This is a genomic window from Enterobacter hormaechei subsp. xiangfangensis (assembly GCF_001729785.1).
GTDB lineage: Bacteria > Pseudomonadota > Gammaproteobacteria > Enterobacterales > Enterobacteriaceae > Enterobacter > Enterobacter hormaechei_C.
Genome location: NZ_CP017183.1, coordinates 1906494 through 1930452, shown reverse-complemented (window position 1 = coordinate 1930452; position 23959 = coordinate 1906494). Strand labels below are relative to the sequence as shown.

General features: G+C 54.9%; 28 protein-coding genes and 1 other annotated feature. Of the genes, 11 read left to right on the top strand and 17 right to left on the bottom strand.

The annotated features are described in order from the left end of the window. The first annotated feature begins 139 nt into the window (after window positions 1-139). The 6 genes from hemP (at window position 140) to BFV63_RS09240 (ending at window position 6030) form a co-directional block, all read left to right on the top strand. The gene (gene hemP, locus BFV63_RS09265) at window positions 140-328 is read left to right on the top strand and encodes a hemin uptake protein HemP (protein ID WP_015570723.1); all 189 of its coding nucleotides are present in this window, start codon (window positions 140-142) and stop codon (window positions 326-328) included. Window positions 329-404: 76 nt separating this feature from the next. Continuing rightward, the gene (locus BFV63_RS09260; protein ID WP_048240940.1) at window positions 405-2387 is read left to right on the top strand and encodes a TonB-dependent hemoglobin/transferrin/lactoferrin family receptor; all 1983 of its coding nucleotides are present in this window, start codon (window positions 405-407) and stop codon (window positions 2385-2387) included. A 35-nt stretch (window positions 2388-2422) separates the two neighbouring features. After that, a complete protein-coding gene (gene chuS / locus BFV63_RS09255) occupies window positions 2423-3451 on the top strand; it encodes a hematinate-forming heme oxygenase ChuS (RefSeq protein WP_022650911.1) in 1029 nt (342 codons plus the stop codon). Continuing rightward, window positions 3448-4266 carry a heme/hemin ABC transporter substrate-binding protein gene (locus tag BFV63_RS09250; protein WP_022650910.1) on the top strand — a complete coding sequence of 273 codons (819 nt, stop codon included), beginning with the start codon at window positions 3448-3450 and terminating at the stop codon, window positions 4264-4266. Before chuS ends, BFV63_RS09250 begins: the two co-directional genes overlap by 4 nt. Further along, complete coding sequence (locus BFV63_RS09245; RefSeq protein WP_039268858.1) at window positions 4266-5258, top strand: FecCD family ABC transporter permease; 993 nt, start codon at window positions 4266-4268, stop codon at window positions 5256-5258. Before BFV63_RS09250 ends, BFV63_RS09245 begins: the two co-directional genes overlap by 1 nt. Then, window positions 5251-6030 (top strand): heme ABC transporter ATP-binding protein, encoded by a 780-nt coding sequence (locus BFV63_RS09240; RefSeq protein ID WP_032658174.1) that lies wholly within the window; start codon window positions 5251-5253, stop codon window positions 6028-6030. The genes BFV63_RS09245 and BFV63_RS09240 overlap by 8 nt, the downstream gene beginning before the upstream one ends. Here the strand turns inward: BFV63_RS09240 and selO are convergent. From selO to thrS, 14 genes are all read right to left on the bottom strand, one after another. Further along, on the bottom strand, window positions 6027-7469 hold the full coding sequence (gene selO, locus BFV63_RS09235) for a protein adenylyltransferase SelO (protein WP_048240942.1): 1443 nt from the start codon (window positions 7467-7469) through the stop codon (window positions 6027-6029). The two genes, BFV63_RS09240 and selO, sit on opposite strands and share 4 nt — an antisense overlap. A gap of 61 nt (window positions 7470-7530) precedes the next feature. Continuing rightward, window positions 7531-8244 (bottom strand): EAL domain-containing protein, encoded by a 714-nt coding sequence (locus BFV63_RS09230; RefSeq protein WP_003857794.1) that lies wholly within the window; start codon window positions 8242-8244, stop codon window positions 7531-7533. A 293-nt stretch (window positions 8245-8537) separates the two neighbouring features. Continuing rightward, the gene (locus tag BFV63_RS09225; protein WP_003857796.1) at window positions 8538-9002 is read right to left on the bottom strand and encodes an NlpC/P60 family protein; all 465 of its coding nucleotides are present in this window, start codon (window positions 9000-9002) and stop codon (window positions 8538-8540) included. Window positions 9003-9073: 71 nt separating this feature from the next. Then, window positions 9074-9829 carry a vitamin B12 ABC transporter ATP-binding protein BtuD gene (gene btuD / locus BFV63_RS09220; protein WP_045336628.1) on the bottom strand — a complete coding sequence of 252 codons (756 nt, stop codon included), beginning with the start codon at window positions 9827-9829 and terminating at the stop codon, window positions 9074-9076. Beyond that, window positions 9829-10380, bottom strand: a complete 552-nt coding sequence (locus BFV63_RS09215; protein WP_003857800.1) for a glutathione peroxidase — start codon at window positions 10378-10380, stop codon at window positions 9829-9831. Before BFV63_RS09215 ends, btuD begins: the two co-directional genes overlap by 1 nt. 33 nt (window positions 10381-10413) lie before the next feature. Further along, complete coding sequence (gene btuC, locus BFV63_RS09210) at window positions 10414-11394, bottom strand: vitamin B12 ABC transporter permease BtuC (protein WP_048240944.1); 981 nt, start codon at window positions 11392-11394, stop codon at window positions 10414-10416. Window positions 11395-11497: 103 nt separating this feature from the next. Continuing rightward, window positions 11498-11797: an integration host factor subunit alpha gene (gene ihfA / locus BFV63_RS09205; protein ID WP_003857805.1), complete on the bottom strand. Its 300-nt coding sequence runs from the start codon at window positions 11795-11797 to the stop codon at window positions 11498-11500. A gap of 4 nt (window positions 11798-11801) precedes the next feature. Further along, a complete protein-coding gene (gene pheT / locus BFV63_RS09200) occupies window positions 11802-14189 on the bottom strand; it encodes a phenylalanine--tRNA ligase subunit beta (protein ID WP_048240945.1) in 2388 nt (795 codons plus the stop codon). A 15-nt stretch (window positions 14190-14204) separates the two neighbouring features. After that, window positions 14205-15188 carry a phenylalanine--tRNA ligase subunit alpha gene (pheS, locus tag BFV63_RS09195; protein ID WP_003857809.1) on the bottom strand — a complete coding sequence of 328 codons (984 nt, stop codon included), beginning with the start codon at window positions 15186-15188 and terminating at the stop codon, window positions 14205-14207. Window positions 15189-15250: 62 nt separating this feature from the next. Next, window positions 15251-15375: a sequence feature (Phe leader region), on the bottom strand. After that, complete coding sequence (gene pheM, locus BFV63_RS23015; RefSeq protein ID WP_001386830.1) at window positions 15326-15370, bottom strand: pheST operon leader peptide PheM; 45 nt, start codon at window positions 15368-15370, stop codon at window positions 15326-15328. (Overlaps the previous feature by 45 nt.) A gap of 117 nt (window positions 15376-15492) precedes the next feature. Further along, a complete protein-coding gene (gene rplT / locus BFV63_RS09190; protein ID WP_000124850.1) occupies window positions 15493-15849 on the bottom strand; it encodes a 50S ribosomal protein L20 in 357 nt (118 codons plus the stop codon). 50 nt (window positions 15850-15899) lie between these two features. After that, window positions 15900-16097 carry a 50S ribosomal protein L35 gene (rpmI, locus tag BFV63_RS09185; RefSeq protein WP_001124225.1) on the bottom strand — a complete coding sequence of 66 codons (198 nt, stop codon included), beginning with the start codon at window positions 16095-16097 and terminating at the stop codon, window positions 15900-15902. Window positions 16098-16194: 97 nt separating this feature from the next. Then, entirely contained in the window at window positions 16195-16737 is a 543-nt protein-coding gene (infC, locus tag BFV63_RS09180) for a translation initiation factor IF-3 (RefSeq protein ID WP_023616141.1), read from the bottom strand. A gap of 3 nt (window positions 16738-16740) precedes the next feature. Beyond that, the gene (thrS, locus tag BFV63_RS09175; protein ID WP_069597511.1) at window positions 16741-18669 is read right to left on the bottom strand and encodes a threonine--tRNA ligase; all 1929 of its coding nucleotides are present in this window, start codon (window positions 18667-18669) and stop codon (window positions 16741-16743) included. 324 nt (window positions 18670-18993) lie between these two features. On the opposite strand from thrS, the gene yncL reads away from it, so the two are divergent. Both yncL and yniD read left to right on the top strand, forming a co-directional pair. Then, window positions 18994-19086 (top strand): stress response membrane protein YncL, encoded by a 93-nt coding sequence (gene yncL / locus BFV63_RS22530; protein ID WP_071785204.1) that lies wholly within the window; start codon window positions 18994-18996, stop codon window positions 19084-19086. A 98-nt stretch (window positions 19087-19184) separates the two neighbouring features. Then, on the top strand, window positions 19185-19292 hold the full coding sequence (gene yniD, locus BFV63_RS23010) for a small membrane protein YniD (protein ID WP_003857815.1): 108 nt from the start codon (window positions 19185-19187) through the stop codon (window positions 19290-19292). Between the two features lie 149 nt (window positions 19293-19441). Here yniD and BFV63_RS09170 read toward each other — a convergent pair whose 3' ends face one another. Both BFV63_RS09170 and BFV63_RS09165 read right to left on the bottom strand, forming a co-directional pair. After that, the gene (locus BFV63_RS09170) at window positions 19442-19642 is read right to left on the bottom strand and encodes a hypothetical protein (RefSeq protein ID WP_069597510.1); all 201 of its coding nucleotides are present in this window, start codon (window positions 19640-19642) and stop codon (window positions 19442-19444) included. Between the two features lie 292 nt (window positions 19643-19934). Next, window positions 19935-20693: a DUF481 domain-containing protein gene (locus BFV63_RS09165; RefSeq protein WP_026080717.1), complete on the bottom strand. Its 759-nt coding sequence runs from the start codon at window positions 20691-20693 to the stop codon at window positions 19935-19937. 296 nt (window positions 20694-20989) lie between these two features. Here BFV63_RS09165 and pfkB point away from each other — a divergent pair, with 296 nt between their 5' ends. The 3 genes from pfkB to BFV63_RS09150 all read left to right on the top strand — a co-directional run bounded on the left by pfkB (window position 20990) and on the right by BFV63_RS09150 (window position 23270). Continuing rightward, window positions 20990-21922 carry a 6-phosphofructokinase II gene (gene pfkB / locus BFV63_RS09160; protein ID WP_023324496.1) on the top strand — a complete coding sequence of 311 codons (933 nt, stop codon included), beginning with the start codon at window positions 20990-20992 and terminating at the stop codon, window positions 21920-21922. A 91-nt stretch (window positions 21923-22013) separates the two neighbouring features. Then, window positions 22014-22304 carry a type V toxin-antitoxin system endoribonuclease antitoxin GhoS gene (gene ghoS / locus BFV63_RS09155; RefSeq protein ID WP_003857822.1) on the top strand — a complete coding sequence of 97 codons (291 nt, stop codon included), beginning with the start codon at window positions 22014-22016 and terminating at the stop codon, window positions 22302-22304. A 105-nt stretch (window positions 22305-22409) separates the two neighbouring features. Next, entirely contained in the window at window positions 22410-23270 is an 861-nt protein-coding gene (locus BFV63_RS09150; RefSeq protein ID WP_022650899.1) for a fructosamine kinase family protein, read from the top strand. Window positions 23271-23306: 36 nt separating this feature from the next. Here the strand turns inward: BFV63_RS09150 and BFV63_RS09145 are convergent, their stop codons facing one another. Then, window positions 23307-23843, bottom strand: a complete 537-nt coding sequence (locus BFV63_RS09145) for a YniB family protein (protein ID WP_003857823.1) — start codon at window positions 23841-23843, stop codon at window positions 23307-23309. Between the last annotated feature and the right edge of the window lie 116 nt (window positions 23844-23959).

Genomic DNA, 23959 nt, shown 5'->3' with positions numbered 1-23959 from the left:
GGTCGGGGTGAGGGCGTCAGACCGCATCTCTCCCCCAAATTTGATCCCGTCACACAATTTTCACAAAAACGCTTGCTGTGAATTTGCAGTTTATTGATAATGATTATCATTGTTACATTGATTGTTATTTATAAACATTATGTCACCGACCGATAACAGCGCGGCAACGCCAACAAAAACACACACAGCGCCGTCCCCTGCTCCCACCGATCGCCGAATCGACAGTAAAAGCCTGTTGGGTGAGGAGGGACGGGTCATTATCGAGCATGACGGCCAGCACTACCTGCTGCGCCAGACCAATGCCGGAAAACTGATCCTGACTAAATAAACCAGACAACACATTCGCCAGCCACCCAGGTGATCCCCAGGCAGCCAGCGCTTTTCAATTCTTATGGAGAGTTGCTATGCCACACCTGCAATCCGCGTCTTTACGCCCGTCTCTTCTGGCGCTGGCGATTGTCAGCACCCTGCCGGGCGTTACGTTTGCCGCTGCAGACGAGATCACCGTCACCGCCACCGGCAATGCCCGCAGCGCCTTTGAAGCCCCCATGATGGTGAGCGTGATTGACGCCACCGCGCCGGAAAACCAGACCGCCAGCTCCGCTGCCGACCTGCTGCGCAAGGTGCCCGGTCTGACGCTGGACGGCACCGGGCGCACCAACGGTCAGGACGTTAACCTCCGTGGCTATGACCGCCGTGGCGTGCTGGTGCTGGTGGATGGCGTGCGCCAGGGCACCGATACCGGACACCTGAACAGCACGTTCCTCGATCCGGCGCTGATCAAACGTATCGAAGTGGTGCGCGGCCCTTCCGCCTTGCTGTACGGCAGCGGCGCGCTGGGCGGCGTAATTTCGTATGACACCGTCGACGCCAGCGATCTGCTGGATGCAGGTAAAAACAGCGGCTATCGCGTATTTGCTACCGGTGCAACGGGCGATCACAGCATCGGGATGGGCGCCAGCGCCTATGGCCGCACCGATACCCTGGACGGTGTGGTCTCCTGGTCCAGCCGCGATCGCGGCGACATTCGCCAGAGTGACGGCGCGAGGGCGCCAAACGACGAATCCATCAACAATATGCTGGCGAAAGGCAGTTGGAAAATCGATCCGGCGCAGACGCTGAGCGGCTCTCTGCGCTACTACAATAACGACGCGCAGGAGCCGAAAAATCCGCAGACCACGGATGCCAGCAGCAGTAACCCGATGACCGATCGTTCCACCATTCAGCGCGATGCCCAGCTTGGCTACCGCATTGCGCCAGCCGGAAACAACTGGCTCAACGCCGATGCGAAAATTTACTGGTCCGAAGCGCGGATCAACGCCCAGAACATCGACGCCAGCGGCGAGTTCCGTAAGCAGACCACCAAAGGCGGCAAAGTCGAAAACCGCACCCGCCTGTTCAGCGACTCCTTCGCCTCGCACCTGCTGACCTACGGCGGAGAATACTATCGTCAGGAGCAACACCCTGGCGGCGCGACCACCGGCTTCCCGGACGCTAAAATCGACTTCAGCTCCGGCTGGTTGCAGGATGAGATTACTCTGCGCGACCTGCCGGTAACGCTTCTCGGCGGGACGCGTTACGACAACTACCGCGGCAGCAGCAGCGGTTACGATGACGTGGATGCGGATAAGTGGTCATCACGCGCCGGGTTAACCGTGAGTCCAGCCGACTGGCTGATGCTGTTCGGCTCTTACGCCCAGGCCTTCCGCGCGCCAACGATGGGCGAGATGTATAACGACTCGAAGCACTTCTCTATCGGCAGCTTCTACACCAACTACTGGGTGCCGAACCCGAACCTGCGTCCGGAAACTAACGAAACCCAGGAGTTCGGTTTTGGGCTACGTTTTGACGACCTGCTGCTCGCCAACGACGCGCTGGAGTTCAAAGCCAGCTACTTCGACACCAAAGCGAAAGATTACATCTCCACTACCGTCGATTTTGCGGCGGCCACCACCACGTCCTATAACGTACCAAATGCCAAAATCTGGGGCTGGGACATGATGGCGACCTACGCGACCAGCCTGTTCAACCTGGACGTGGCCTACAACCGCACGCGCGGGAAAGATACCGACACGGGCGAATACATCTCCAGCATCAACCCGGACACCGTCACCAGCAAGCTGGATATCCCGGTGGCGCAAAGCGGATTCTCCGTGGGCTGGATCGGCACCTTCGTCGAACGTTCAACGCACATCAGCAGCAGCTACAGCGAGCAGCCTGGCTACGCAGTGAATGATTTCTACGTCAGCTATAAAGGTCAGCAGCAGTTCAAAGGCATCACCACCACCCTCGTGCTGGGGAACGCCTTCGACAAAGCCTACTGGTCACCGCAGGGCATCCCGCAGGATGGCCGCAACGGCAAGATCTTCGTCAGTTATCAATGGTAATTCCCTTCGGGGCAACGATTCAGAAGGATAAGATTATGGGTCACTACACACGCTGGCTTGAGCTTAAAGAAGAACATCCGGGTAAGTACGCCCGTGATATCGCCGGATTAATGCACATCAGCGAAGCAGAGCTGGCATTTGCGCGTGTTGGACACGACGCCTGGCGGCTGCGCGGTGAAATCCGTGAGATTCTGGCGGCGCTGGAGTCGGTGGGGGAAACCAAATGCATCTGCCGTAACGAATACGCCGTTCATGAACAGATCGGAGCGTTTACTAACCAGCACCTCGGCGGCCACGCCGGGCTGGTGCTAAATCCGCGTGCGCTGGATTTGCGTTTGTTCCTCAACCAGTGGGCGAGCGCGTTTCACATAAGTGAAACGACCTCCCGCGGCGAACGTCAGAGCATTCAGTTCTTCGATCATCAGGGCGACGCTTTACTTAAGGTCTACACCACGGATCACACCGACGTTGCCGCCTGGGGCGACGTGCTGACCCGTTTTATCATTGCCGATAACCCCGCTCTGGCGCTAAAGGCTGTCGAGGCCCCTGCGCATTCCGACGGTGCTGATGCAGGCTCGGTGGAGAAAGAGTGGCGCGCCATGACCGACGTGCATCAGTTCTTTAGCTTACTGAAGCGCCATAACCTGAGCCGCCAGCAGGCGTTTCGTCTGGTGAGTGACGATCTGGCCTGTAAGGTGGATAACAGCGCGCTGGCACAGCTGCTGGAGACGGCGCGACAGGACAGAAACGAAATCATGATCTTCGTCGGCAACCGCGGCTGCGTGCAGATTTTCACCGGTGTGGTGGAAAAACTGACGCCCATGAAAGGCTGGCTGAACATCTTCAACCCAACCTTTACCCTGCACCTGCTGGAGGAGGCCGTCGCGGAGACGTGGGTAACGCGCAAGCCGACGGCGGACGGTCACGTCACCAGCCTGGAGCTGTTTGCGGCGGATGGCACCCAAATCGCCCAGCTCTATGGGCAGCGTACCGAAGGCGAGCCTGAGCAGAGCCAGTGGCGTCGCCAGATTGACGCCCTGACGCCAGAAGGGCTGGCCGCATGAAAAACTGGTTTGCCCTGCTCTGCGCCCTGCCGCTGGTCGCCGTCGCCGCGCCGGAGAGAATTGTCGCCCTCGGCGGCGACGTGACGGAGATCGTCTACGCCCTCGGCGCGGAGTCTTCTCTGGTTGCGCGCGACAGTACCAGCCAGTGGCCGCAGGCGACAAACGCGCTGCCTGACGTGGGGTATCTTCGCCAGCTGAATGCGGAGGGGATTTTGTCCGTACGCCCGACGCTGGTGCTGGCAAGCGACCAGGCGCAGCCCTCTCTGGCGCTGAAGCAGGTTGAACAGAGCCACGTCCGCGTGGTTACCGTTCCCGGCACGCCTGACCTGCGCGCGATTGACGAAAAAGTGAGGGTGATAGCTCAGGCGACGCATCATGAGGCGCAAGGGGAAACCCTGCGCAGCTCGCTGCGTCAGGCGCTGGCGGCACTGCCCTCAATACCGCTCAACAAGCGGGTGCTGTTTATCCTCAGCCACGGCGGAATGACCGCAATGGCGGCCGGGCAACAGACCGGCGCGGATGCGGCAATACGCGCCGCCGGGTTGCAGAACGCCATGCAGGGCTTTACCCGCTATCAGCCGCTTTCCCAGGAGGGGGTGATGGCCAGCCAGCCGGATCTGGTGGTGATTTCGCAGGAGGGCCTTAACGCGCTGGGCGGCGAAGAAAATCTGTGGAAACTGCCCGGTCTGGCGCAAACGCCAGCGGGACGAAGCAAGCAGGTGCTGGCTATTGATGACATGGCCCTGCTGGGCTTCAGCGTCCGCACGCCGAAAGCCATACAACAGCTGCGTGCCAGAGCGGAGCAACTGCCCTGATGTCCCGGCGCATCACATTATCGTTATGGCTTCTGGCGGGGTCGCTTACCGTCATGACGATCATGGCTACCGGTTTTGGGGCGTTACGCCTGCCGGTGAACGTGCTCTGGAGCGGCAGCGATGAGACGCTACGCCAGATCTGGCTCACCATCCGTCTGCCCCGCGTGCTGCTGGCGCTGGTGATTGGCGGGTCGCTGGCGCTCGCCGGCTGCGTCATGCAGGGGCTGTTCCGCAATCCGCTTGCCGACCCGGGCCTGCTCGGGATCAGCAGCGGTGCGGCGCTGGCCGTCGCCCTGTGGGTGGTGCTCCCGCTCGCGCTGCCCGCGCTGGTGATGCTCTACGCCCCTATGCTGGCGGCATTTCTTGGGGCGCTGGCAGCCACAGGCGTGATCTTCCTGCTCAGCAAGCAGCATGACACCTCTCTGTCACGTCTGTTGCTGGTGGGTATCGCCATCAATGCCCTGTGCGGTGCGGCAGTGGGTGTGCTTTCGTGGGTCAGCAATGACGCCCAGCTGCGTCAGCTTTCACTCTGGGGAATGGGAAGTCTTGGTCAGGCGCAGTGGTCCACGCTGCTCGCCGTGACCTCGCTGATGGTGCCTGCCGCTCTGGCGATCTGGCGCTGTGCCAGTGCGTTAAATTTACTGCAACTGGGTGAAGAGGAAGCGCATTACCTTGGCGTGGACGTTGCCCTTGTACAGCGAATATTACTGTTATGCAGCGCCCTGCTGGTCGCTGCGGCTGTCGCCGTCAGCGGCGTGATTGGCTTTGTCGGACTCGTGGTGCCGCACCTGATGCGCATGTGGTTGGGCGCCGATCACCGGGCAACCCTCCCCGGCACGGTACTCGCGGGCGCGTTACTGCTGCTGGTGGCGGATACGGTCGCGCGCACCCTGGTCGCCCCGGCAGAAATGCCGGTCGGCCTGCTCACCAGTATCCTTGGCGCTCCCTGGTTCTTATGGCTCATTTTTCGTCGTGGAGAACAGCATGGCTGAACGTTATACGGCTGAAAATCTGACTTTTACCCGGTCTGGCCGCACGCTGACAGATAACGTTTCGGTGTCACTGTCGCAGGGAGAGCTGGTTACATTGATCGGCCCCAACGGCGCGGGGAAATCCACGCTGCTGCGGCTGCTGACCGGCTATCTGAAACCCGACAGCGGAGGCTGTTCGCTGGCGGGAAAAGCGCTGGATGAATGGCATCCGCAGGTGCTGTCGCGCTATCGGGCGGTGATGCGCCAGCAATCTCAGCCTGAATTTGACTGGCAGGTGGAGGAGATCGTTGGAATGGGGCGTGCGCCCTGGACGCGTCACCCGGAACCGTCAATTGTGCGTGAGGTGTTGCAGCTGACCGGTTGCCTGCCGCTGGCCGGCAGGCGCTATCATGCCCTCTCGGGGGGCGAGCAACAGCGCGTCCAGCTCGCCCGCGCGCTGGCGCAGCTGTGGCGTGACGGAACGCCACGCGGCTGGCTGTTTCTCGACGAACCCACTTCCGCGCTGGATCTCTACCACCAGCAGCATCTGCTGCGCCTGTTGAAATCGCTGACCCGTCAGGGCCATCTTCACGCCTGCGTGGTGCTGCACGATCTCAATCTTGCCGCATTATGGTCGGACCGGATCCTGCTGTTACACAACGGCAGGATTGTTTCTCAGGGCATACCGGAGAAGGTTTTGCAGGCCGACGCGCTGGCACGCTGGTACGGTGCGCAGGTGCACGTCGGCAGACATCCGGCGCACGCCGCGCCGCAGGTTTTTCTCGCCCCTTAGCTTGAGCAGCTCACTTCCAGCCGCTTGCCCCAGTCCGGCGGGCGGCTGACATAGTCATCCTCCCGGTCGGCAAACGGCGTGCGCAGGGCGATATGTAGCCGATGCAGCTCGGTATAGTCCCCCTGCTCTGCCTGCTCAATGGCCCGCTGCGCCAGCCAGTTGCGCAATACCATCGCCGGGTTAACCGCCTTCATCCGCGCCTGGCGGGTATCGTCATCAATTTGTTCCTGCTGTAAACGCGCCCGGTAAGCGGCAAACCAGTCATCAAACGCCTGTCGATCGACGAACTCGTCGCGCAGCGGTGACGCGGCGCTCTGCTGCGCGGTCTGGCTCAGCATACGGAAGGTTCGGGTATAGTCGCTGCCTTCACGCGCCATGATGGCAAACAGCCCATTCAGCAGCGCGTTATCGCCTTTTTCCTGCGTCATCAGCCCCAGCCTGGTGCGCATTAACACACCGTATTCCCGCAGCAGGACCTCCTGATAGCTGTCCAGCGCATCGTTCAGGGCATTGACGTCGATAAACGGCGACAGGCTTTGTGCAAGCCGCTGAAGGTTCCACAGCCCCACCGCAGGCTGGTTGTCGAAACGGTAACGCCCCTGATAGTCCGAATGGTTACAGATGTAACCCGGCTGATAGTCATCAAGGAAGCCGTACGGACCGTAGTCAAACGTCAGCCCTAACAGGGACATGTTGTCGGTGTTCATCACCCCGTGGGCAAAGCCGACGGCCTGCCAGCGGGCAATCATTGCGGCGGTGCGCCCAACAATATCACGGAACCAGAGAACATAGCGGTCCGGCTCGTTTTGCAGGTGCGGCCAGTGACGACGAAGAGCGTAATCGGCAAGCTGGCGGACTTTATCCGGCTCGCGGCGATAGTAGAAGTGTTCAAAATGACCGAAACGCAGATGGCTTTCCGCCACGCGGACCAGCATCGCTCCCTGCTCCATCGTTTCGCGGGCCACCGGCGTGTCGCTGGTGACAATGGACAGCGCACGTGAGGTAGGGATCCCCAGAGCGTGCATCGCCTCGGAAGCCAGACCTTCACGTATGGTTGAACGCAGCACCGCGCGGCCATCTCCCATGCGTGAGTATGGGGTTAGCCCTGCCCCTTTCAGGTGCCAGTCGAGCGTTTCGCCATTCGGCAGAACTTGTTCACCCAGCAGGATACCGCGGCCATCGCCGAGTTGTCCCGCCCAGACGCCAAACTGATGTCCGCTGTAGACCTGAGCCAGCGGCTTCATGCCCGGAAGCAGCGTTTCGCCGCCCCAGACGCCGGCGCCTTTTTCTGGCTGAAAAAGCGTCGAAGGGATGCCAAGCGAATCCGCTAATGCATCGTTATGCCAGATAAGACGCGCGTTTTGTAAAGGCGTTGGCTTAAGCGCGGTGTAAAAGCCGGGTAATTCATCGTGCCAGTGAGCAGTAAAAGACAGGGTCATAAGTCCTCCTGCTTTAAGTGTAGAGGGTTTCCCTGGACGTAAACACGGGCGAAGAAAGGGGTTATTGCTGTACGAGAGTCGTGACCCGCTCTGCCGGGACGGCAGGCCACAGGCTTCCCTGCATTGCACCAAAATTGAATGGCAGCACGCGTTGTAAGATGCCGTGATCGTCAATTCCCGAGACCATGACCGACTGACAGTGCGGCGCGATCTGCCAGAGAATAGCGCGCATAAAAGGCTCAAACGAGAGTGCCGAGACACGCTGCTGGATAAAGTTTTTATCCAGAACCACCCGTTTGAACAGACCATCATAAACCGGCTTAAGGGACGCAGCCCCTGCACCGAAGTTAGCCAGCACTAAGGGGAAATGGATCGCCATTCTTGCCAGACAGGGATCGTCTTTCCCGTTATTTAAACCTGGATAGTTCTCATTAACAGTAAACTCAAGAAACGGATATCGTTCAAGGATTGAAACAGCGTTCTCATTAGTTAATAAAAACTCAACAATTGCAGGTGTAATATTGATCCATGCAATTAACTGATGCTGAATAAAAAATAGCTTACAGGTATCGAGTAATTGTAGTTTCTCCTGAAACAGCGCTAATTCATCTTCCTGAGAAAGATGGGGGATAACCAGTTCAGTCGGGATCCGTACGTCCGCACCCACGCCAGTAAAGTTAACCAAAATCTCTAAACCTTTAAGCAAACCTGCACTATCACGCGCCGGAAGGAGTAAAAGTTCAGACTGGTAAGCATTATCTAGCGTAATAATCATCGCGCTTGTCCTGCATTAAAGATGAGAGAGAACATCCTGGAGCAATTGCAGGCACAATTCCACTGTCTTGATTTTAATAAGATTAATTTCATTCTTTCCGTATTAATTTTCAGATTTTTCCCTGAATCTTAATTAATTTTATCCTGGTTATTGAATAATAGCCAGTTTTAGATAAAACAGGCACATGCGGACATAAATAATTGGGCAAAAAATTTAACTTTAATCAACCCGCAAGAAAAGCCTGACGTCTATTTTCACCGCCAGGCCCTCCGCACTGCATTTTTATGCAGCGGTTAAATACGTCTGGCCTGCCAGAAGTTTTTACGCCAGTAAACATTATCCAGAGAGGAGCGCATCACGCCACGGCTGGTCGAGGCATGAATGAACTGATTATCGGTGTCATAAATGCCGACATGAAGGCCGCTTTCACCGGAGCCCGTTTTAAAAAAGACCAGATCGCCGGGCAGGAGTTCGTCTTTATCAATTTCAGTACCGATTTTCGCCTGCATACGCGTTTCTCGCGGAAGCTGGAGGTCAAATTTATCGCGGAAGGTCATCAGCACGAATCCTGAGCAATCCACCCCGCCCCGGCTCATGCCGCCGTAGCGATAAGGGGTGCCGCGCCAGTTGCTGAGCTGATCGTTCAGGCTGGCAATGACCGTAATGGAATCGGAAAGCCGTGGGTTGGGCGGAGGTGCATGATGGCTGCTGCATCCTGCAAGAAATAGCGCCGCAACAAGGAGAAACCAGAATCGCATTTCAGACGAATCCTCTGCTTTTTTTTTCTTTCGGTAATTTAGCGTGCATCTATGCGACTGTGCAAGAAAGGTTATTCCTGCGCCGTGGAAATGAGCATCTTGTGGCCTTCAATATCCAGCCTCCGGAACGACATGTGGTAAGCGCTCGCAAGATTGGCGGCCGTCAGCACGTTGTCGCGCGTTCCGCTGGCAATCAGTTTGCCACGCGCCAGCAACCACACCCGATGCGCGTGGCGCAACGTATGGTTTAAATCATGGCTGCTCATCACAATGGCGATCCCCTTGCGACATAGCGCGCTGAGCAGGGTATCCAGCGCTGCCTGTTGGGCAACGTCCAGCCCGCTCATCGGCTCGTCCAGCAGCAGCATCCGCCCGTGAGGATTTCCCGCCGGATGGATCTGAAGGATAACGGCGGCCAGACGCACGCGCTGCCACTCGCCGCCGGAAAGCTGATTTGCCTGCCGGGTGAGCTTATCGTCTAACCCGAGCGCCGCAGCAACCTCGTTGAGCAAGCCCACCTGATTTTTATCAGACAGATGCAGCGTCAGGTAGTGCCAGACGGGCATCGCAAAGGGCGGAACCTGCTGCTGAACCAGGTAGCCTCGACGGGAGGCAAGTGTAGCGGGTAGCCAGTCGACGAGCGATTGCCCGAGAAAGGTTATCTCTCCTTCCCCGGTGGTCAGCCCCGCCATACGCGCCAGCAGCGTGCTTTTTCCGGCGCCGTTTGGCCCAACCAGGTGAAGGATTTCACCTGCGTTGACTGCGGCAGTCACAGGCTCAAGACGTCCCTTCCCGGCAACGTCCGTGAGCTGCATCAGCAGCGTCATTATTTCGCCAGCGCCAGCTTGATTGATTCCATCACGATAGGATCTTCCGGCGTCATGTCAGGCGAAAAACGCTGCACGACCTGACCGTCACGTCCAATCAGGAATTTTTCGAAGTTCCACAGAATATCGTCCGGATAGAGCGGCGCGCGGCCTTTACTCGCCATACGCTCATAGAAACCACTCTCTTCAGGCGCAACGGCGGTCGGCGCCGCGGCCACCAGTTTGGCATACAGCGGATGACGATTTTCCCCGTTCACGTCAATTTTGCTGAACATCGGGAACGTCACGCCATAGGTTGTGCTGCAAAAGGTCTTAATTTCCTCTTCGCTGCCCGGCTCCTGGCCCAGGAACTGGTTGCACGGGAAGCCGAGTACGGTAAAGCCGTCTTTTTCCCAGGCTTTATGAATGTTTTCCAGCTGTTCATACTGCGGCGTAAGGCCACATTTTGACGCCACGTTCACGATGAGCAGCACCTTGCCCTTGTAGCCTACCAGCGTGGTTTTCTCGCCGTCAATGGTCGTCACTTCGGTATTCAGAATATCAGACTGCATAGCATTCCCTCAGGTTGACTTACAGGTTGTGTTTTAACGTCCAGCTTTTAATAGTAGCCAGATAAAGACCGGCGCGCCCAGCGTTGCGGTCACCACGCCTATGGGCAACTCAGCGGCCGTCAGGGCGAGTCGGGCGATGATATCGGCAACCAGCAGCGTTGCCGCCCCGGCAACCGCCGAGGCCGGGAGCAGGGTTCGGTGGTCCGTCATGCCGCACAGACGCAGCATATGCGGGATCACCAGCCCAATAAAGCCAATCGCCCCCGCAAGCGCCACGCTTACGCCCACCATCCAGCCGATGGCGATAACCAGCACGTTGCGCCAGAATCCAATCGGCATCCCGAGCTGGCGAGCAGACGTTTCGCCCAGCGCGAGAATATTCAGCGGCTGCGCCTGGAACACCATCCACAGGATAACCGGGATCAGGAGCACCATCAGCCACCCCTGACGCCAGTCAACACCCCCAAATCCCCCCATCATCCAGTACATTAACTGGCGCAGATCGAAGGAGGTAGAAAAGTAGACGGCCCAGGTCATCAGCGCACTACAGATGATCCCCAACGCTACCCCGGCAAGTAGCAGCCGGCTGGTGGATAAATGGCGACGAGCAAAGCGCAGAAGGATAAGGGTTATCAACAGCGCGCCAAGGATGGCGCTGAGGCTAATCCCCCAGCCGGAGAGCTCGCCTCCCCCCAACATCACGGCGGCGATAAGCCCGACGCCTGCACCATTCGAGACCCCGAGAAGCCCGGGTTCCGCCAGAGGGTTTTCAAATAATGCCTGCATGATCGTACCGCACAGCGCCAGCGCAGCGCCGACTAAAAGGACAGCCAGCGTCCGCGGCAGGCGGATCTGCCAGACAAAGAGCTGCCCTTCAGGCGTAAACCAGCTTTCCGGCCCCAGCCACCGATCGCCCGCGCACAGGCTGACGGTGGTGGAGACAATCAACAGCACCCCGAGCAGACACAGGCGGCGGAGATCGGAGCGGTGCTGAAGACGGGCAAGATCAAGCATAGACGATAGGTTATCCGGTTGAGATATCATTGATTTTACGGCGGGTTTAGCAAATAGCGCAAAGAAAAAAGGCCGCGTGAGCGGCCTTTTTAGTTAGTTCATATTACTCTGCTTTGGGCGTTGCGTTTTCGACACGGCTTTTTAACTTCTGTCCGGGTCTGAAGGTCACCACGCGGCGGGCTGTAATGGGAATATCTTCCCCCGTCTTCGGGTTACGGCCCGGACGTTGGTTTTTGTCTCGCAAATCAAAATTGCCAAAGCCGGAGAGTTTAACCTGCTCACCATTTTCCAGAGCACGACGGATCTCTTCGAAAAACAGCTCTACCAGCTCTTTGGCATCCCGTTTGCTAAGCCCAAGCTTATCAAACAGATATTCTGACATTTCAGCTTTTGTAAGCGCCATAGGTTCAATCCCTCAATGATGCCTGGAATCGCTCTTTTAATGCCTCTACACATTTGGCGACGGTAGCGGCAATCTCCTCTTCTTCGAGTGTACGGCTGGTATCCTGAAGGATAAGGCTAATAGCGAGGCTCTTGAAACCTTCTGCTACGCCCTTGCCGCGGTACACGTCAAATAAGTTTACGCCAACTACCTGATTTACGCCAACTTTCTTACATTCGGCCAAAATATCTGCTGCGGGCATATTTTCAGCGACCACAACCGCGATATCACGGCGGTTTGCCGGGAAGCGTGAGACGTCCTGCGCCTGAGGAATGACGCGGTCTGCAACCGGGTTCCACTCCAGTTCGAATACGATGGTACGGCCATTCAGATCCAGCTTACGTTCCAGTTCCGGGTGAACAACCCCAATGAAACCAACACGTTTGCCGTCTAAATAGATCGCCGCACTCTGACCCGGATGCAGGGCTGGAATCGCTTCTGCGCGGAATTCAATTTCGGATAATTTACCGGTCAGATCGAGAATTGCTTCCAGATCGCCCTTCATATCGTAGAAATCAACCGTCCCTTTTGCCAGGTCCCAATGCTCTTCATAGCGGTTACCGCTGATGGCGCCGGCCAGCATGAGATCCTGACGGATGCCTAAATTCGCCTGAGTATCCGGTACAAAGCGCAAACCGCTTTCGAAAATACGCACGCGGTTTTGCTGACGGTTCTGGTTATAAACGATAGTGCCCAGCAGTCCCGTCCACAGGGACAGACGCATCGCTGACATCTCGCTGGAAATCGGACTTGGCAGGATCAGCGCTTCCTGACCCGGGTGGATCAGCTGTTGCAGCTTAGGATCAACGAAGCTGTAGGTGATCACTTCCTGGTAGCCTTTGTCGTTCAGCATGGTTTTCACACGCTTCAGAGACAGATCGGCCTCGCGATGGCTGCCCATCACCAGACCCGCCTGCACCGGCTCGTCAGGGATGTTGTTGTAGCCGTAAACGCGGGCCACTTCTTCCACCAGATCTTCTTCGATCTCCATGTCGAAACGCCAGGATGGCGCAACGGCTTTCCACTCGTCCTGACCTTCAGTGACTTCGCAGCCCAGACGCGTCAAAATGTCGGTCACCTGCGCATCGGCAACGTGGTGACCAATCAGGCGATCCAGCTTGCTGCGGCGCAGGGTAATGGTCGCACGCTTCGGCAGTGTCGCTTCGTTGGTCACATCAATTACCGGACCCGCTTCACCGCCGCAGATATCGATCAGCAGGCGAGTTGCACGCTCCATCGCTTTGTATTGCAGCGCAGGATCCACGCCACGCTCGTAGCGATGAGAAGCATCAGTGTGCAGACCGTGACGGCGTGCGCGGCCGGTGATGGAGAGCGGGCTGAAGAACGCGCATTCCAGCAGGACGTTTTGCGTCTCGTCGTTAACGCCAGAGTGCTCGCCGCCGAAGATACCGCCCATCGCCAGCGCTTTGTTGTGATCGGCAATCACCAGGGTGTCGGCGTTCAGTTTCGCTTCGCTGCCGTCCAGCAGAACCAGGGTTTCGCCCTCTTTCGCCATGCGCACGACGATCCCACCTTCGATACGATCTTTATCAAAGGCGTGCATTGGCTGGCCCAGCTCCAGCAGAACATAGTTGGTGACGTCAACCACGGCGTCGATAGAACGGATACCGCAGCGACGCAGTTTCTCTTTCATCCACAGCGGGGTTGGCGCTTTAACGTTAATACCTTTCACCACACGACCGAGGTAGCGTGGGCAGGCCTCAGGCGCGTCTACCTGAATCGGCAGCACGTCACTGATGGTTGCCTCAACCGGCGCGATCTCCGGCACGTTCAGTTCGGTCTGGTTTAGCACGGCCACGTCGCGGGCCACACCGATGATGCCTAAGCAGTCGGCACGGTTTGGCGTTACGCTGATTTCGATGGTGTTGTCATCAAGCTTCAGGTATTCGCGGATATCGGTACCGACTGGCGCATCCTGCGGCAGTTCAATAATGCCGGAGTGATCGTCGGAAATACCCAGTTCGGAGAAGGAGCACAGCATACCTTCAGACGGCTCACCGCGCAGCTTAGCCGCTTTGATTTTGAAATCGCCCGGCAGTACCGCACCGACGGTCGCCACGGCCACTTTCAGGCCCTGACGGCAGTTTGGCGCACCGCAGACGATATCCAGCAGACGATCACCGCCCACATTGACTTTTGTTACGCGCAGTTTGTCAGCGTTAGGGTGCTGACCGCATTCAACCACTTCGCCCACGACCACGCCGGTGAAGGCGCCAGAAACCGGCTCTACACCGTCAACTTCCAGACCCGCCATGGTGATCTGGTTGGAAAGCGCGTCGCTGTCCAGCGTGGTGTTCACCCATTCGCGTAACCACAGTTCACTGAATTTCATTGTTCTGTCCTGCCCTTATTTAAACTGTTTGAGGAAACGCAGATCGTTTTCGAAGAACGCACGTAAATCGGTTACGCCGTAGCGCAGCATGGTCAGACGCTCCATGCCCATACCGAACGCAAAGCCGGAATACACTTCTGGATCGATACCCACGTTGCGCAGCACGTTTGGATGCACCATGCCGCAGCCCAGCACTTCCAGCCATTTACCGTTTTTACCCATCACGTCAACTTCCGCAGACGGTTCGGTGAACGGGAAGTAGGACGGACGGAAGCGAACCTGCAAATCTTCCTCAAAAAAGTTGTTCAGGAAATCGTGCAGCGTGCCTTTCAGGTTGGTGAAGCTGATGTTTTTATCAACAATCAGACCTTCCATCTGGTGGAACATTGGGGTGTGGGTCTGATCGTAGTCGTTACGGTATACGCGACCCGGCGCGATGATGCGGATAGGCGGTTCCTGTTCCTTCATGGTACGGATCTGAACGCCGGAAGTCTGGGTACGCAGCAGACGGGTAGCGTCAAACCAGAAAGTGTCGTGGTCAGCACGTGCCGGATGATGGCCAGGAATGTTGAGGGCATCGAAGTTATGGTAATCATCTTCAATTTCCGGGCCAGTCGCCACGGTAAAGCCGAGCTCACCGAAGAAACTTTCAATACGATCGATAGTACGGGTAACCGGATGCAGACCGCCGTTTTCGATACGACGACCCGGCAGAGAAACGTCAATCGTTTCTGCCGCCAGACGCGCATTCAGTACTGCGCTTTCCAGCTCGGCTTTACGCGCGTTCAGCGCCTGCTGTACCTGCTCTTTGGCTTCGTTAATCACTGCACCGGCTGCCGGGCGCTCCTCTGCTGGCAGTTCACGCAGGGTAGTCATCTGAAGGGTCAAATGCCCTTTCTTGCCCAGATATTCGACGCGGACATTGTCTAACGCGGCAACATCTGAGGCCTGGTTAATGGCGGCCGTTGCACTGGCAACCAGCTCTGCGAGATGTGACATGGTTTTCCTCATTATGTCGGTGCAGACACCGAATTGTTGGACGTATTCTCTTAACTTCAGGCACAAAAAAAGCCTCCATCGGGAGGCTTATCTGGCGCTGTTTTTCGTTTCATCTTTCACGCGCTAGCCTCCTGAAGTCAGGTGCTAAAGTAAAAGAAGAAGCGGAAAATAGCAGCATTCATGCTTGCGTTACCTTGTAGGGTAAAAACCGTTAAGACCTTATTGAAAAGCCTGCACGGATAAATGTCAATCTTCTGATGGTGTTAAATGAAAAGAGGAGGCAAAGCCCCCTCTCTCAACTGGCTTATGCCAGTGCTGCTTTCGCTTTTTCGACCAGAGCGGTGAACGCTACTTTGTCGAATACTGCGATGTCAGCCAGGATCTTACGGTCGATTTCAACAGAGGCTTTTTTCAGGCCATTGATGAATTTGCTGTAAGAAATACCGTTCTGACGTGCTGCTGCGTTGATACGCGCAATCCACAGTTGACGGAACTGACGCTTACGCTGACGACGGTCACGGTAAGCGTACTGACCTGCTTTGATAACAGCCTGGAAGGCAACGCGGTATACGCGTGAACGCGCACCGTAGTAGCCTTTAGCTTGTTTCAAAATTTTCTTGTGACGTGCACGTGCAATTACACCACGTTTTACGCGAGCCATGTGTGCTCTCCTGTATCTATTCTAAGTTAAAAAAGTTAAACGTTAACGACTTATGCGTACGGCAGGCACGCGATGACCAGGCCCAGATCGCCTTTAGAAACCATGGCTTTTGGACGCAGGTGACGTTTACGCTTGGTAGCTTTCTTAGTCAGAATGTGACGCAGGTTAGCGTGCTTGTGCTTAAAACCACCTTTACCGGTTTTTTTGAAGCGCTTAGCAGCACCGCGTACGGTCTTAATTTTTGGCATTTTAATAACTTCCACTTCGCATTGTTAAATAAACGAAACATAGGCGAACAAAACCTATGAAACCCGAAGGCTCCACAGATTTTGCTGCTTGAAGGCCTTACTGTTTCTTCTTAGGAGCGAGCACCATGATCATCTGGCGGCCTTCGATCTTCGTAGGGAAGGATTCGACTACTGCCAGTTCACTCAGATCGTCACGGACGCGGTTAAGCACTTCCATACCAATCTGTTGGTGGGCCATCTCACGACCGCGGAAACGCAGCGTGATCTTGGCCTTATCGCCATCTTCCAGAAAGCGAATCAGGCTGCGGAGTTTTACCTGATAATCGCCATCGTCGGTACCAGGACGGAATTTGATTTCCTTAACCTGGATAACTTTTTGCTTCTTCTTCTGTTCCTTAGAAGACTTACTCTTTTCATAAAGGAACTTGCCGTAGTCCATGATACGACAAACTGGCGGTTCGGCGTTAGGGCTGATTTCAACTAAATCTACTCCAGCTTCTTCAGCCTTTTCGATCGCTTCTCTCAGACTCACAATCCCCAGCTGCTCGCCTTCCAGACCTGTTAAGCGAACTTCCTGGGCGCGAATCTCGCCATTGATACGATTCGGACGTGCCGTTTGAACTCGTTTTCCGCCTTTAATACCTTATTCCTCCAGTTGTTGAAGACTGCGGCTGCGAATCTCTTGTTGCAGCTTCTCAATCACTTCACTTACGTCCAGGCTCCCCAGGTCTTTACCACGGCGGGTGCGAACGGCAACTTTGCCTGCTTCCACCTCTTTATCACCACAGACCAACATATACGGGACACGACGTAAAGTGTGCTCGCGGATTTTAAAGCCAATCTTCTCATTTCTCAAGTCTGCTTTTACGCGAATGCCCGCATTTTGTAGTTTCTGCGTCAATTCTTTAACGTAATCCGCCTGAGAATCGGTAATGTTCATCACCACGACCTGCACTGGCGCAAGCCAGGCTGGGAAGAAGCCTGCGAACTCTTCGGTCAGGATGCCGATGAAGCGCTCCAGTGAACCGAGAATCGCACGGTGAATCATAACCGGCACCTGACGCTCGTTGTCTTCGCCAACATAAGAGGCGCTTAAACGCTGCGGCAGGGAGAAGTCCAGCTGTACCGTTCCGCACTGCCATGCGCGATCGAGGCAGTCATACAGGGTAAATTCAATTTTCGGACCGTAGAATGCGCCCTCGCCCAGCTGGTATTCGAACGGAATACCGTTCTCTTCCAGCGCTACGGCGAGATCCGCCTCTGCGCGATCCCATGTCTCATCGCTGCCGATACGTTTTTCCGGACGCGTTGAGAGTTTGACCACGATCTTCTCGAAGCCAAAGGTGCTGTACATATCGTAGACCATACGAATACAGGCGTTAACTTCTTCACGGACCTGATCTTCAGTACAGAAGATATGCGCATCATCCTGAGTAAAGCCACGAACACGCATCAGACCGTGCAGCGCACCTGATGGCTCGTTACGGTGGCAGCTACCGAACTCCGCCATACGCAGCGGCAGATCGCGGTAGGATTTCAGACCCTGGTTGAAGATCTGAACGTGGCCCGGGCAGTTCATTGGCTTGATGCAGTATTCACGGTTCTCAGACGAAGTGGTGAACATCGCATCTTTGTAGTTGTCCCAGTGGCCGGTTTTTTCCCACAGCACACGGTCCATCATGAACGGGCCCTTCACTTCCTGATACTGGTACTCTTTCAGCTTGGAGCGCACGAACGTTTCCAGTTCACGGAAGATAGTCCAGCCGTCGTTATGCCAGAACACCATCCCCGGCGCTTCTTCCTGCATATGATACAGGTCAAGCTGCTTACCGATTTTACGGTGGTCACGCTTAGCCGCCTCTTCCAGGCGTTGCAGGTATGCGTTCAGGGCTTTCTTATCGGCCCACGCGGTACCATAGATACGCTGCAACATCTTGTTGTTGCTATCGCCACGCCAGTAGGCGCCTGCGATTTTCATCAGTTTGAAGTGATGACAGAAGCGCATATTCGGCACGTGCGGACCACGGCACATGTCGACGTATTCCTGGTGATGGTACAAGCCTGGCTTGTCATCATGAGCGATGTTTTCATCAAGAATCGAGACTTTGTAGCTCTCGCCGCGCTTCACGAAGGTTTCACGCGCTTCGTGCCAGCTGACTTTCTTCTTAATGACGTCATAGTTGGTTTCGGCGAGCTCGTGCATACGTTTTTCGAGCGCGTCGATATCTTCCTGGGTCAGGGTGTGGTCAAGGTCAACGTCGTAGTAGAAACCGTTGTCGATAACCGGGCCGATCGCCATTTTGGTGTTTGGCCACAGCTGCTTGATAGCATGGCCTAACAGGTGCGCGCAGGAGTGACGAATGATCTCCAGACCTTCTTCGTCTTTCGCGGTGATGATCGCAAGCGTTGCATCGCTTTCAATCAGATCGGACGCGTCTACCAGCTCGCCGTTTACGCGGCCTGCAATGGTTGCTTTTGCAAGTCCAGGACCGATATCCAGGGCAACATCCATTGGGCTAACAGCGTGGTCGAAATGGCGTTGGCTGCCATCAGGAAGAGTAATTACAGGCATTTTATATCCTTATTTGCAGTGATGCCCCACACATAAGAGCATATACAAAGAAAATAATCGTGATTAAACAGTAGATTACGAAACCATCTGACCAACAATCGTCAAATTGGTTCGTCATCATTCACCGGCCGATTTCAGAATAATGCGGGTTTACGACAGGCGACGTAATGGTAACACTATTGACAGGGCGAATGCACCTTCCAGCGACCGTTTTGAACCGCACATACTGTTGTCTGCATTAATGAACTTTTGTTGACGGGTGCTCGCAATCCGAAAGTGCTGAGCTATTCTTGATCTGGTCCTTAAACATCGAAGGGGTATCACATGAACGTATCGAGTAGAACCGTTGTGATATTAAATCTACTTTCCGCTGCTGGCCTGGTATTGATTCTGGCTGACAGATTCCATTGGTTTTAAGCCGAACCGGTGTTCCGGCATAACCTGTTCTCCCTTGTTGAGCGCTTTCTGGCGCAGACTTTGGTAGACTAAGGGTATCAACTGACAAGGATTAGGTTATGCCAACAAAAAGATTTGCCGTGAAGCACTGGAAAATGGTCGTGGTGTTAATTGCTATTTGCGGCGCGATGTTGCTGCTGCGCTGGGCCGCTATGATCTGGGGCTGATATTTTGTCAGCGAAAACCTGCCGTGAATTTACTGAATAAATCTTAACTATCTTTACGATAATTTATGGTCCAAAACCGGTACGTCATAAGCCGGTTTTCGACAGGCTGTGGCAGCGTATATATTCCGTCACACGTGGCAGTTGAAATATCAGGACCACTCACCCGCCACCAGCTTATGTACATCAAATGCATCATTCATTGACTGGCCGGTAGACTGAGAGCCAGGGGCAATGTTGGAGCCTGCTTCTACATCAGAGGCTTTAGCGATCCCGATTGGGCTGTTAACGTCATTGGCAGGTTGCGTATTATCAGCAGCAAATACGCCAAATGAAAGTGCGGAAAGCACCATCGCTGCTGTAGCGGTTTTGATTTTTTCATAATTTTATTCTCATACTTATTTAATGCGATATGCCTGAGGCAAGTTTTTCGCCTGTGCCGTAAGTGTAGATCTGGATCACATTCTTGCCTAGTCAAATTATTTATCAATTCGTGTCAAATAAACTGAATAAGCCCTGGCCAGCTAATTATGGAGAAATTATGAAGATGAAACCAGACACATTATTTTAAAACGCCGTTTAATATAAATAAGCACAGTTTCAGAAAATAAAAAACGGGCCGGGATTATTCTCGGCCCGACGATATTACATTTTATAACCTAATGAAATCGTGGTTCGGCGATCGGTATGTTCCGGTGCAGAATCAGGTGGGGATGAGTTCCAGGTTACGTTGTACGCCACCTTGAGTCCAAAGTGTTCATTGATCGCCACGTTCAACGCACTTTCTGAGTTCAGCGTTGTATCTTCAGCACCAAACACCGACACACCCTGGGTGAATTTTGCGTTGTCGGTCATCTGCCATGCATAGGTGCCCGATGCATAACCCAGCGGCTGGGTTTCATCTTCGCCGTTGGTGTACTCGTCGTAACGGACACCCGGACCGAATTCAAAACGCAGGCTGTGCACCGGCCCATTGAGGAACTGACGACCATAACCCGCAGTTACGACATCACGCTGGCGATAGCCGTTGTAGCGGTCAGTCAGCCAACTCGCCTGCCCGAACAGGTAGTCATAATCGGTCATGTTGTATCGGCTACGTCCGCCTACCGCGTATTTCTCCGATGAGCGTTGATCGTTAGCAGAGGTGTTGCTGGCATTTCCCCACAGCGACCAGGCCGTGGTGTTGCCGTACCAGGTCAGGGTGCTGTCTGCGGTCAGGGAGGAACTTTTCGTGTTACCGGATTGCGCCAGATACCCGGCATTCACGTTACCTTCAAAGGGTTTTTTGGCAGTGGAGGGATCGTCCATGACAGTAAAAACGGTATCATCGGCGGTTGCATTCAGTGACGCAAATACGCCACCCGCCAGCATCAGTGCTGCGGGTACTGTCTTCAAAAGCTTCATTTTATTTAAGGAGTCCGTACAACATAAAAAGAGACCGTCACGGTCTCGGAAACTTTCTTGCGGATCAATGACAAGGCGACCATAGAAAGGTAACAAATTATAAAAAGCCGCAAATAACATAGCAATATTTTCTTCTTTCATTTTTTGAATAAGAACGATCCCAAAACGCGTTTTATTTTATATGCCCGGCGCAGCTTATTTGTCAGCATTCATATTTAAAATCATACTGTTATTTACGTTGCCTTCCTGCCAAACGGTGCCAGGCTTAAAAGAACCCATGATAAAAGGAGGTCATGATGGCTTCGATTTATACGCTGACACTCTCCCCTTCCCTCGACTCCGCGACAATGACGCCGCAAATCTACCCGGAAGGTAAGCTGCGCTGTAGCGCGCCGGTGTTTGAGCCGGGCGGCGGCGGCATCAACGTGGCGCGCGCTATTACCCATCTCGGCGGAAAAGCCACCGCCATCTTCCCCGCTGGCGGCGCCACGGGAGAACATCTGGTGGCGTTGCTGGCAGATGAACAGGTGGCCGTAGACACCGTCGACGCTAAAGACTGGACCCGGCAGAACCTGCATGTCCATGTTGAATCCAGCGGCGAGCAATATCGCTTTGTGATGCCGGGGGCGAAATTGACCGATGATGAGTTTCGTCAACTGGAAGAGAAAGTGCTGACCATTGAAAGCGGCTCATTACTGGTGATCAGCGGTAGCCTGCCGCCGGGCGTCAAAACAGAGAAACTGACGGCGCTGGTTCAGGCGGCGCTCCAGCGCGGCATCCGCTGCATTGTCGATAGCTCGGGCGAAGCCCTGAAGGCGGCGTTAGAACCCGGACAACTTGAACTCGTTAAACCTAACCAGAAAGAGCTCAGTGCCCTGGTTAATCGAGAACTCAGCCAGCCTGATGACGTTCGTACTGCCGCAGAAGAGCTGGTACGTACGGGCAAAGCACATCGCGTTGTTGTTTCTCTCGGTCCTCAGGGTGCGCTGGCCGTCGATAAGACGGGCTTTGTGCAGGTTGTGCCACCGCCGATGAAAAGCCAGAGCACCGTGGGTGCCGGTGACAGTATGGTTGGCGCGATGGTGCTGAAGCTGGCGCAGGGCGCTTCGCTTCTGGAGATGGCACGCTATGGCGTCGCGGCAGGGAGTGCAGCCACCATAAACCAGGGAACGCGTCTGTGTTCGCTTGCGGATACCCAGAAAATTGTCGATTACCTCGAGAGAAGCTGAACCTGCTTCCCCTTCCCATGGAGGGGGAAGTCGCTAAACAGGGCATATCGACTATGCTAAGAAAACTTTCAGGATAACAACGAGGTGAATTATGAGCAGTGGTGATATCACCCGCTACGTCGTAACCGTGAATATTCATGAGGCGTCGCTGACCGAACTGAATGAACTCAACAACGCGTTCACGCGCGCCAATTTTCTGCTTACGCTGACGGACGATGAGGGCAATATTCACGATCTCGGCTCACTGGCATTTGGCCTGATAAGCCCGCTGAGTCAGGAAGAGGTGAAGGCGCTGGCCAGTAGCCTGGTGGAAAGCGTGACTGACAAAGCCACGGAAATTGATGTGGATAGCTGGGAAAACTGGCATAAAAAAGAACAATAAGTGCCCTGTATAAAATTAAACCGCTCAGTTGTGCGTTAGTTCCTGTTTTTTTATAGCCGTTTTGCGCTAACTTTATGATCTGGCAGACAACATGGGAGAGACATCATGTGGCAGGCTATCAGTCATCTTTTAAGTGAGCAGCTGGGTGAAGGTGAAATTGAACTGCGTAACGAACTGCCAGGCGGAGAGATCCATGCCGCATGGCATTTACGTTACGCCGGGCGCGATCTTTTCGTTAAATGTGATGAGCGCGAATTGCTACCCATTTTTACTGCCGAAGCCGATCAGCTTGAGCTGTTATCGCGCAGTAAAACAGTCACCGTTCCGCAGGTTTTAGCCGTCGGCAGCGATCGTGACTATAGCTTTCTGGTGATGAACTATCTTCCCGCGCGTCCTCTGGATGCGCACAACGCCTTTATTCTCGGGCAACAGATCGCCCGTTTGCACCAGTGGAGCGATCAACCTCAGTTTGGGCTCGATTTCGATAACGACCTCTCCACCACCCCACAGCCAAACGCATGGCAGCGCCGCTGGTCGACTTTTTTCGCCGAACAGCGCATCGGCTGGCAGCTGGAGCTGGCCGCTGAAAAGGGATTAGCGTTCGGCAACATCGACGCGATTGTTGAACATATTCAGCAGCGTCTGGCTTCGCATCAGCCTCAGGCTTCCCTTCTGCACGGTGATTTATGGTCAAACAACTGCGCGCTTGGGCCTGATGGTCCCTATATATATGACCCGGCCTGCTACTGGGGCGACAGAGAGTGTGACCTCGCGATGCTGCCGTTGCACCCTGAACAGCCGCCGCAAATTTATGATGGCTATCAGTCTGTCTCGCCGTTACCTGCGGGTTTCCTTGATCGTCAGCCGGTTTATCAGCTGTACACCTTGCTAAACCGGGCTATTTTGTTTGGCGGGAGTCATCTGGTAAATGCCCAGCGGGCGCTGGACCGTATTCTGGCGGCATAGCCGGAAGGGGCAGCATCACGCCCCTTCCCTTAGGATTTACAGGAAGCCAAGCAGCGTAAAGAAGAAATACCCGGCCACAATGATGATGACCGGCAGGATGTAGAGCGGGAAAAACTGCACAAAAATGGTATGACGCGGAACGACAATGCGCGATTCGATCTGCTCGCGGCTCATCCCGTCAGGGCCTTTCGCCTTCTCAAGTATCAGCTGATCTTCCACCCCTTCGCGTAAAAAGCGGGTCTGGCGACTCATGCGCGCGCCGGAGGCCTGCAACGCCATCGCGATAAATATCAACGCATAGATTATCCAGAAACCGACATTCAGCTGGTGGTGAAAATCCGGCGTGGGCGAGTTGAACCAGAAGACGTTCAGGAACGGGGTGTTAAACCGCATCATCTCAATCATGACGTGGGCAAAATCAAGCATAACGGCATTGATGCCCGGCTGTTTTTCGCTGTGATCGTACATAAATTTGAGTACGGAGATCAGCGTTGAAATCAGGGCGGGAATAAAAATAACCCAACCAGCAACACGTTTTAAGACCGCGATGCGTCCAGCTTGTTGATACGTCATTAGTTCCTCTTCATAAAGACGCGTTATTTGTGCCTAAGTCTACCTGCTGTCGGTCAATTTCGCCCGCTCTTTGCATGCAATATGCTAAATTGCTTGTGCTTAGCACCGTTCGTCTT

Excerpts from the sequence above, each read along its gene's own strand:
- hemP (WP_015570723.1), top strand. The coding sequence starts at position 140 with ATGTCACCGACCGATAACAGCGCGGCAACGCCAACAAAAACACACACA.
- BFV63_RS09260 (WP_048240940.1), top strand. The coding sequence starts at position 405 with ATGCCACACCTGCAATCCGCGTCTTTACGCCCGTCTCTTCTGGCGCTG.
- chuS (WP_022650911.1), top strand. The coding sequence starts at position 2,423 with ATGGGTCACTACACACGCTGGCTTGAGCTTAAAGAAGAACATCCGGGT.
- BFV63_RS09250 (WP_022650910.1), top strand. The coding sequence starts at position 3,448 with ATGAAAAACTGGTTTGCCCTGCTCTGCGCCCTGCCGCTGGTCGCCGTC.
- BFV63_RS09245 (WP_039268858.1), top strand. The coding sequence starts at position 4,266 with ATGTCCCGGCGCATCACATTATCGTTATGGCTTCTGGCGGGGTCGCTT.
- BFV63_RS09240 (WP_032658174.1), top strand. The coding sequence starts at position 5,251 with ATGGCTGAACGTTATACGGCTGAAAATCTGACTTTTACCCGGTCTGGC.
- selO (WP_048240942.1), bottom strand. The coding sequence starts at position 7,469 with ATGACCCTGTCTTTTACTGCTCACTGGCACGATGAATTACCCGGCTTT.
- BFV63_RS09230 (WP_003857794.1), bottom strand. The coding sequence starts at position 8,244 with ATGATTATTACGCTAGATAATGCTTACCAGTCTGAACTTTTACTCCTT.
- BFV63_RS09225 (WP_003857796.1), bottom strand. The coding sequence starts at position 9,002 with ATGCGATTCTGGTTTCTCCTTGTTGCGGCGCTATTTCTTGCAGGATGC.
- btuD (WP_045336628.1), bottom strand. The coding sequence starts at position 9,829 with ATGACGCTGCTGATGCAGCTCACGGACGTTGCCGGGAAGGGACGTCTT.
- BFV63_RS09215 (WP_003857800.1), bottom strand. The coding sequence starts at position 10,380 with ATGCAGTCTGATATTCTGAATACCGAAGTGACGACCATTGACGGCGAG.
- btuC (WP_048240944.1), bottom strand. The coding sequence starts at position 11,394 with ATGCTTGATCTTGCCCGTCTTCAGCACCGCTCCGATCTCCGCCGCCTG.
- ihfA (WP_003857805.1), bottom strand. The coding sequence starts at position 11,797 with ATGGCGCTTACAAAAGCTGAAATGTCAGAATATCTGTTTGATAAGCTT.
- pheT (WP_048240945.1), bottom strand. The coding sequence starts at position 14,189 with ATGAAATTCAGTGAACTGTGGTTACGCGAATGGGTGAACACCACGCTG.
- pheS (WP_003857809.1), bottom strand. The coding sequence starts at position 15,188 with ATGTCACATCTCGCAGAGCTGGTTGCCAGTGCAACGGCCGCCATTAAC.
- rplT (WP_000124850.1), bottom strand. The coding sequence starts at position 15,849 with ATGGCTCGCGTAAAACGTGGTGTAATTGCACGTGCACGTCACAAGAAA.
- rpmI (WP_001124225.1), bottom strand. The coding sequence starts at position 16,097 with ATGCCAAAAATTAAGACCGTACGCGGTGCTGCTAAGCGCTTCAAAAAA.
- thrS (WP_069597511.1), bottom strand. The coding sequence starts at position 18,669 with ATGCCTGTAATTACTCTTCCTGATGGCAGCCAACGCCATTTCGACCAC.
- yncL (WP_071785204.1), top strand. The coding sequence starts at position 18,994 with ATGAACGTATCGAGTAGAACCGTTGTGATATTAAATCTACTTTCCGCT.
- yniD (WP_003857815.1), top strand. The coding sequence starts at position 19,185 with ATGCCAACAAAAAGATTTGCCGTGAAGCACTGGAAAATGGTCGTGGTG.
- BFV63_RS09170 (WP_069597510.1), bottom strand. The coding sequence starts at position 19,642 with ATGGTGCTTTCCGCACTTTCATTTGGCGTATTTGCTGCTGATAATACG.
- BFV63_RS09165 (WP_026080717.1), bottom strand. The coding sequence starts at position 20,693 with ATGAAGCTTTTGAAGACAGTACCCGCAGCACTGATGCTGGCGGGTGGC.
- pfkB (WP_023324496.1), top strand. The coding sequence starts at position 20,990 with ATGGCTTCGATTTATACGCTGACACTCTCCCCTTCCCTCGACTCCGCG.
- ghoS (WP_003857822.1), top strand. The coding sequence starts at position 22,014 with ATGAGCAGTGGTGATATCACCCGCTACGTCGTAACCGTGAATATTCAT.
- BFV63_RS09150 (WP_022650899.1), top strand. The coding sequence starts at position 22,410 with ATGTGGCAGGCTATCAGTCATCTTTTAAGTGAGCAGCTGGGTGAAGGT.
- BFV63_RS09145 (WP_003857823.1), bottom strand. The coding sequence starts at position 23,843 with ATGACGTATCAACAAGCTGGACGCATCGCGGTCTTAAAACGTGTTGCT.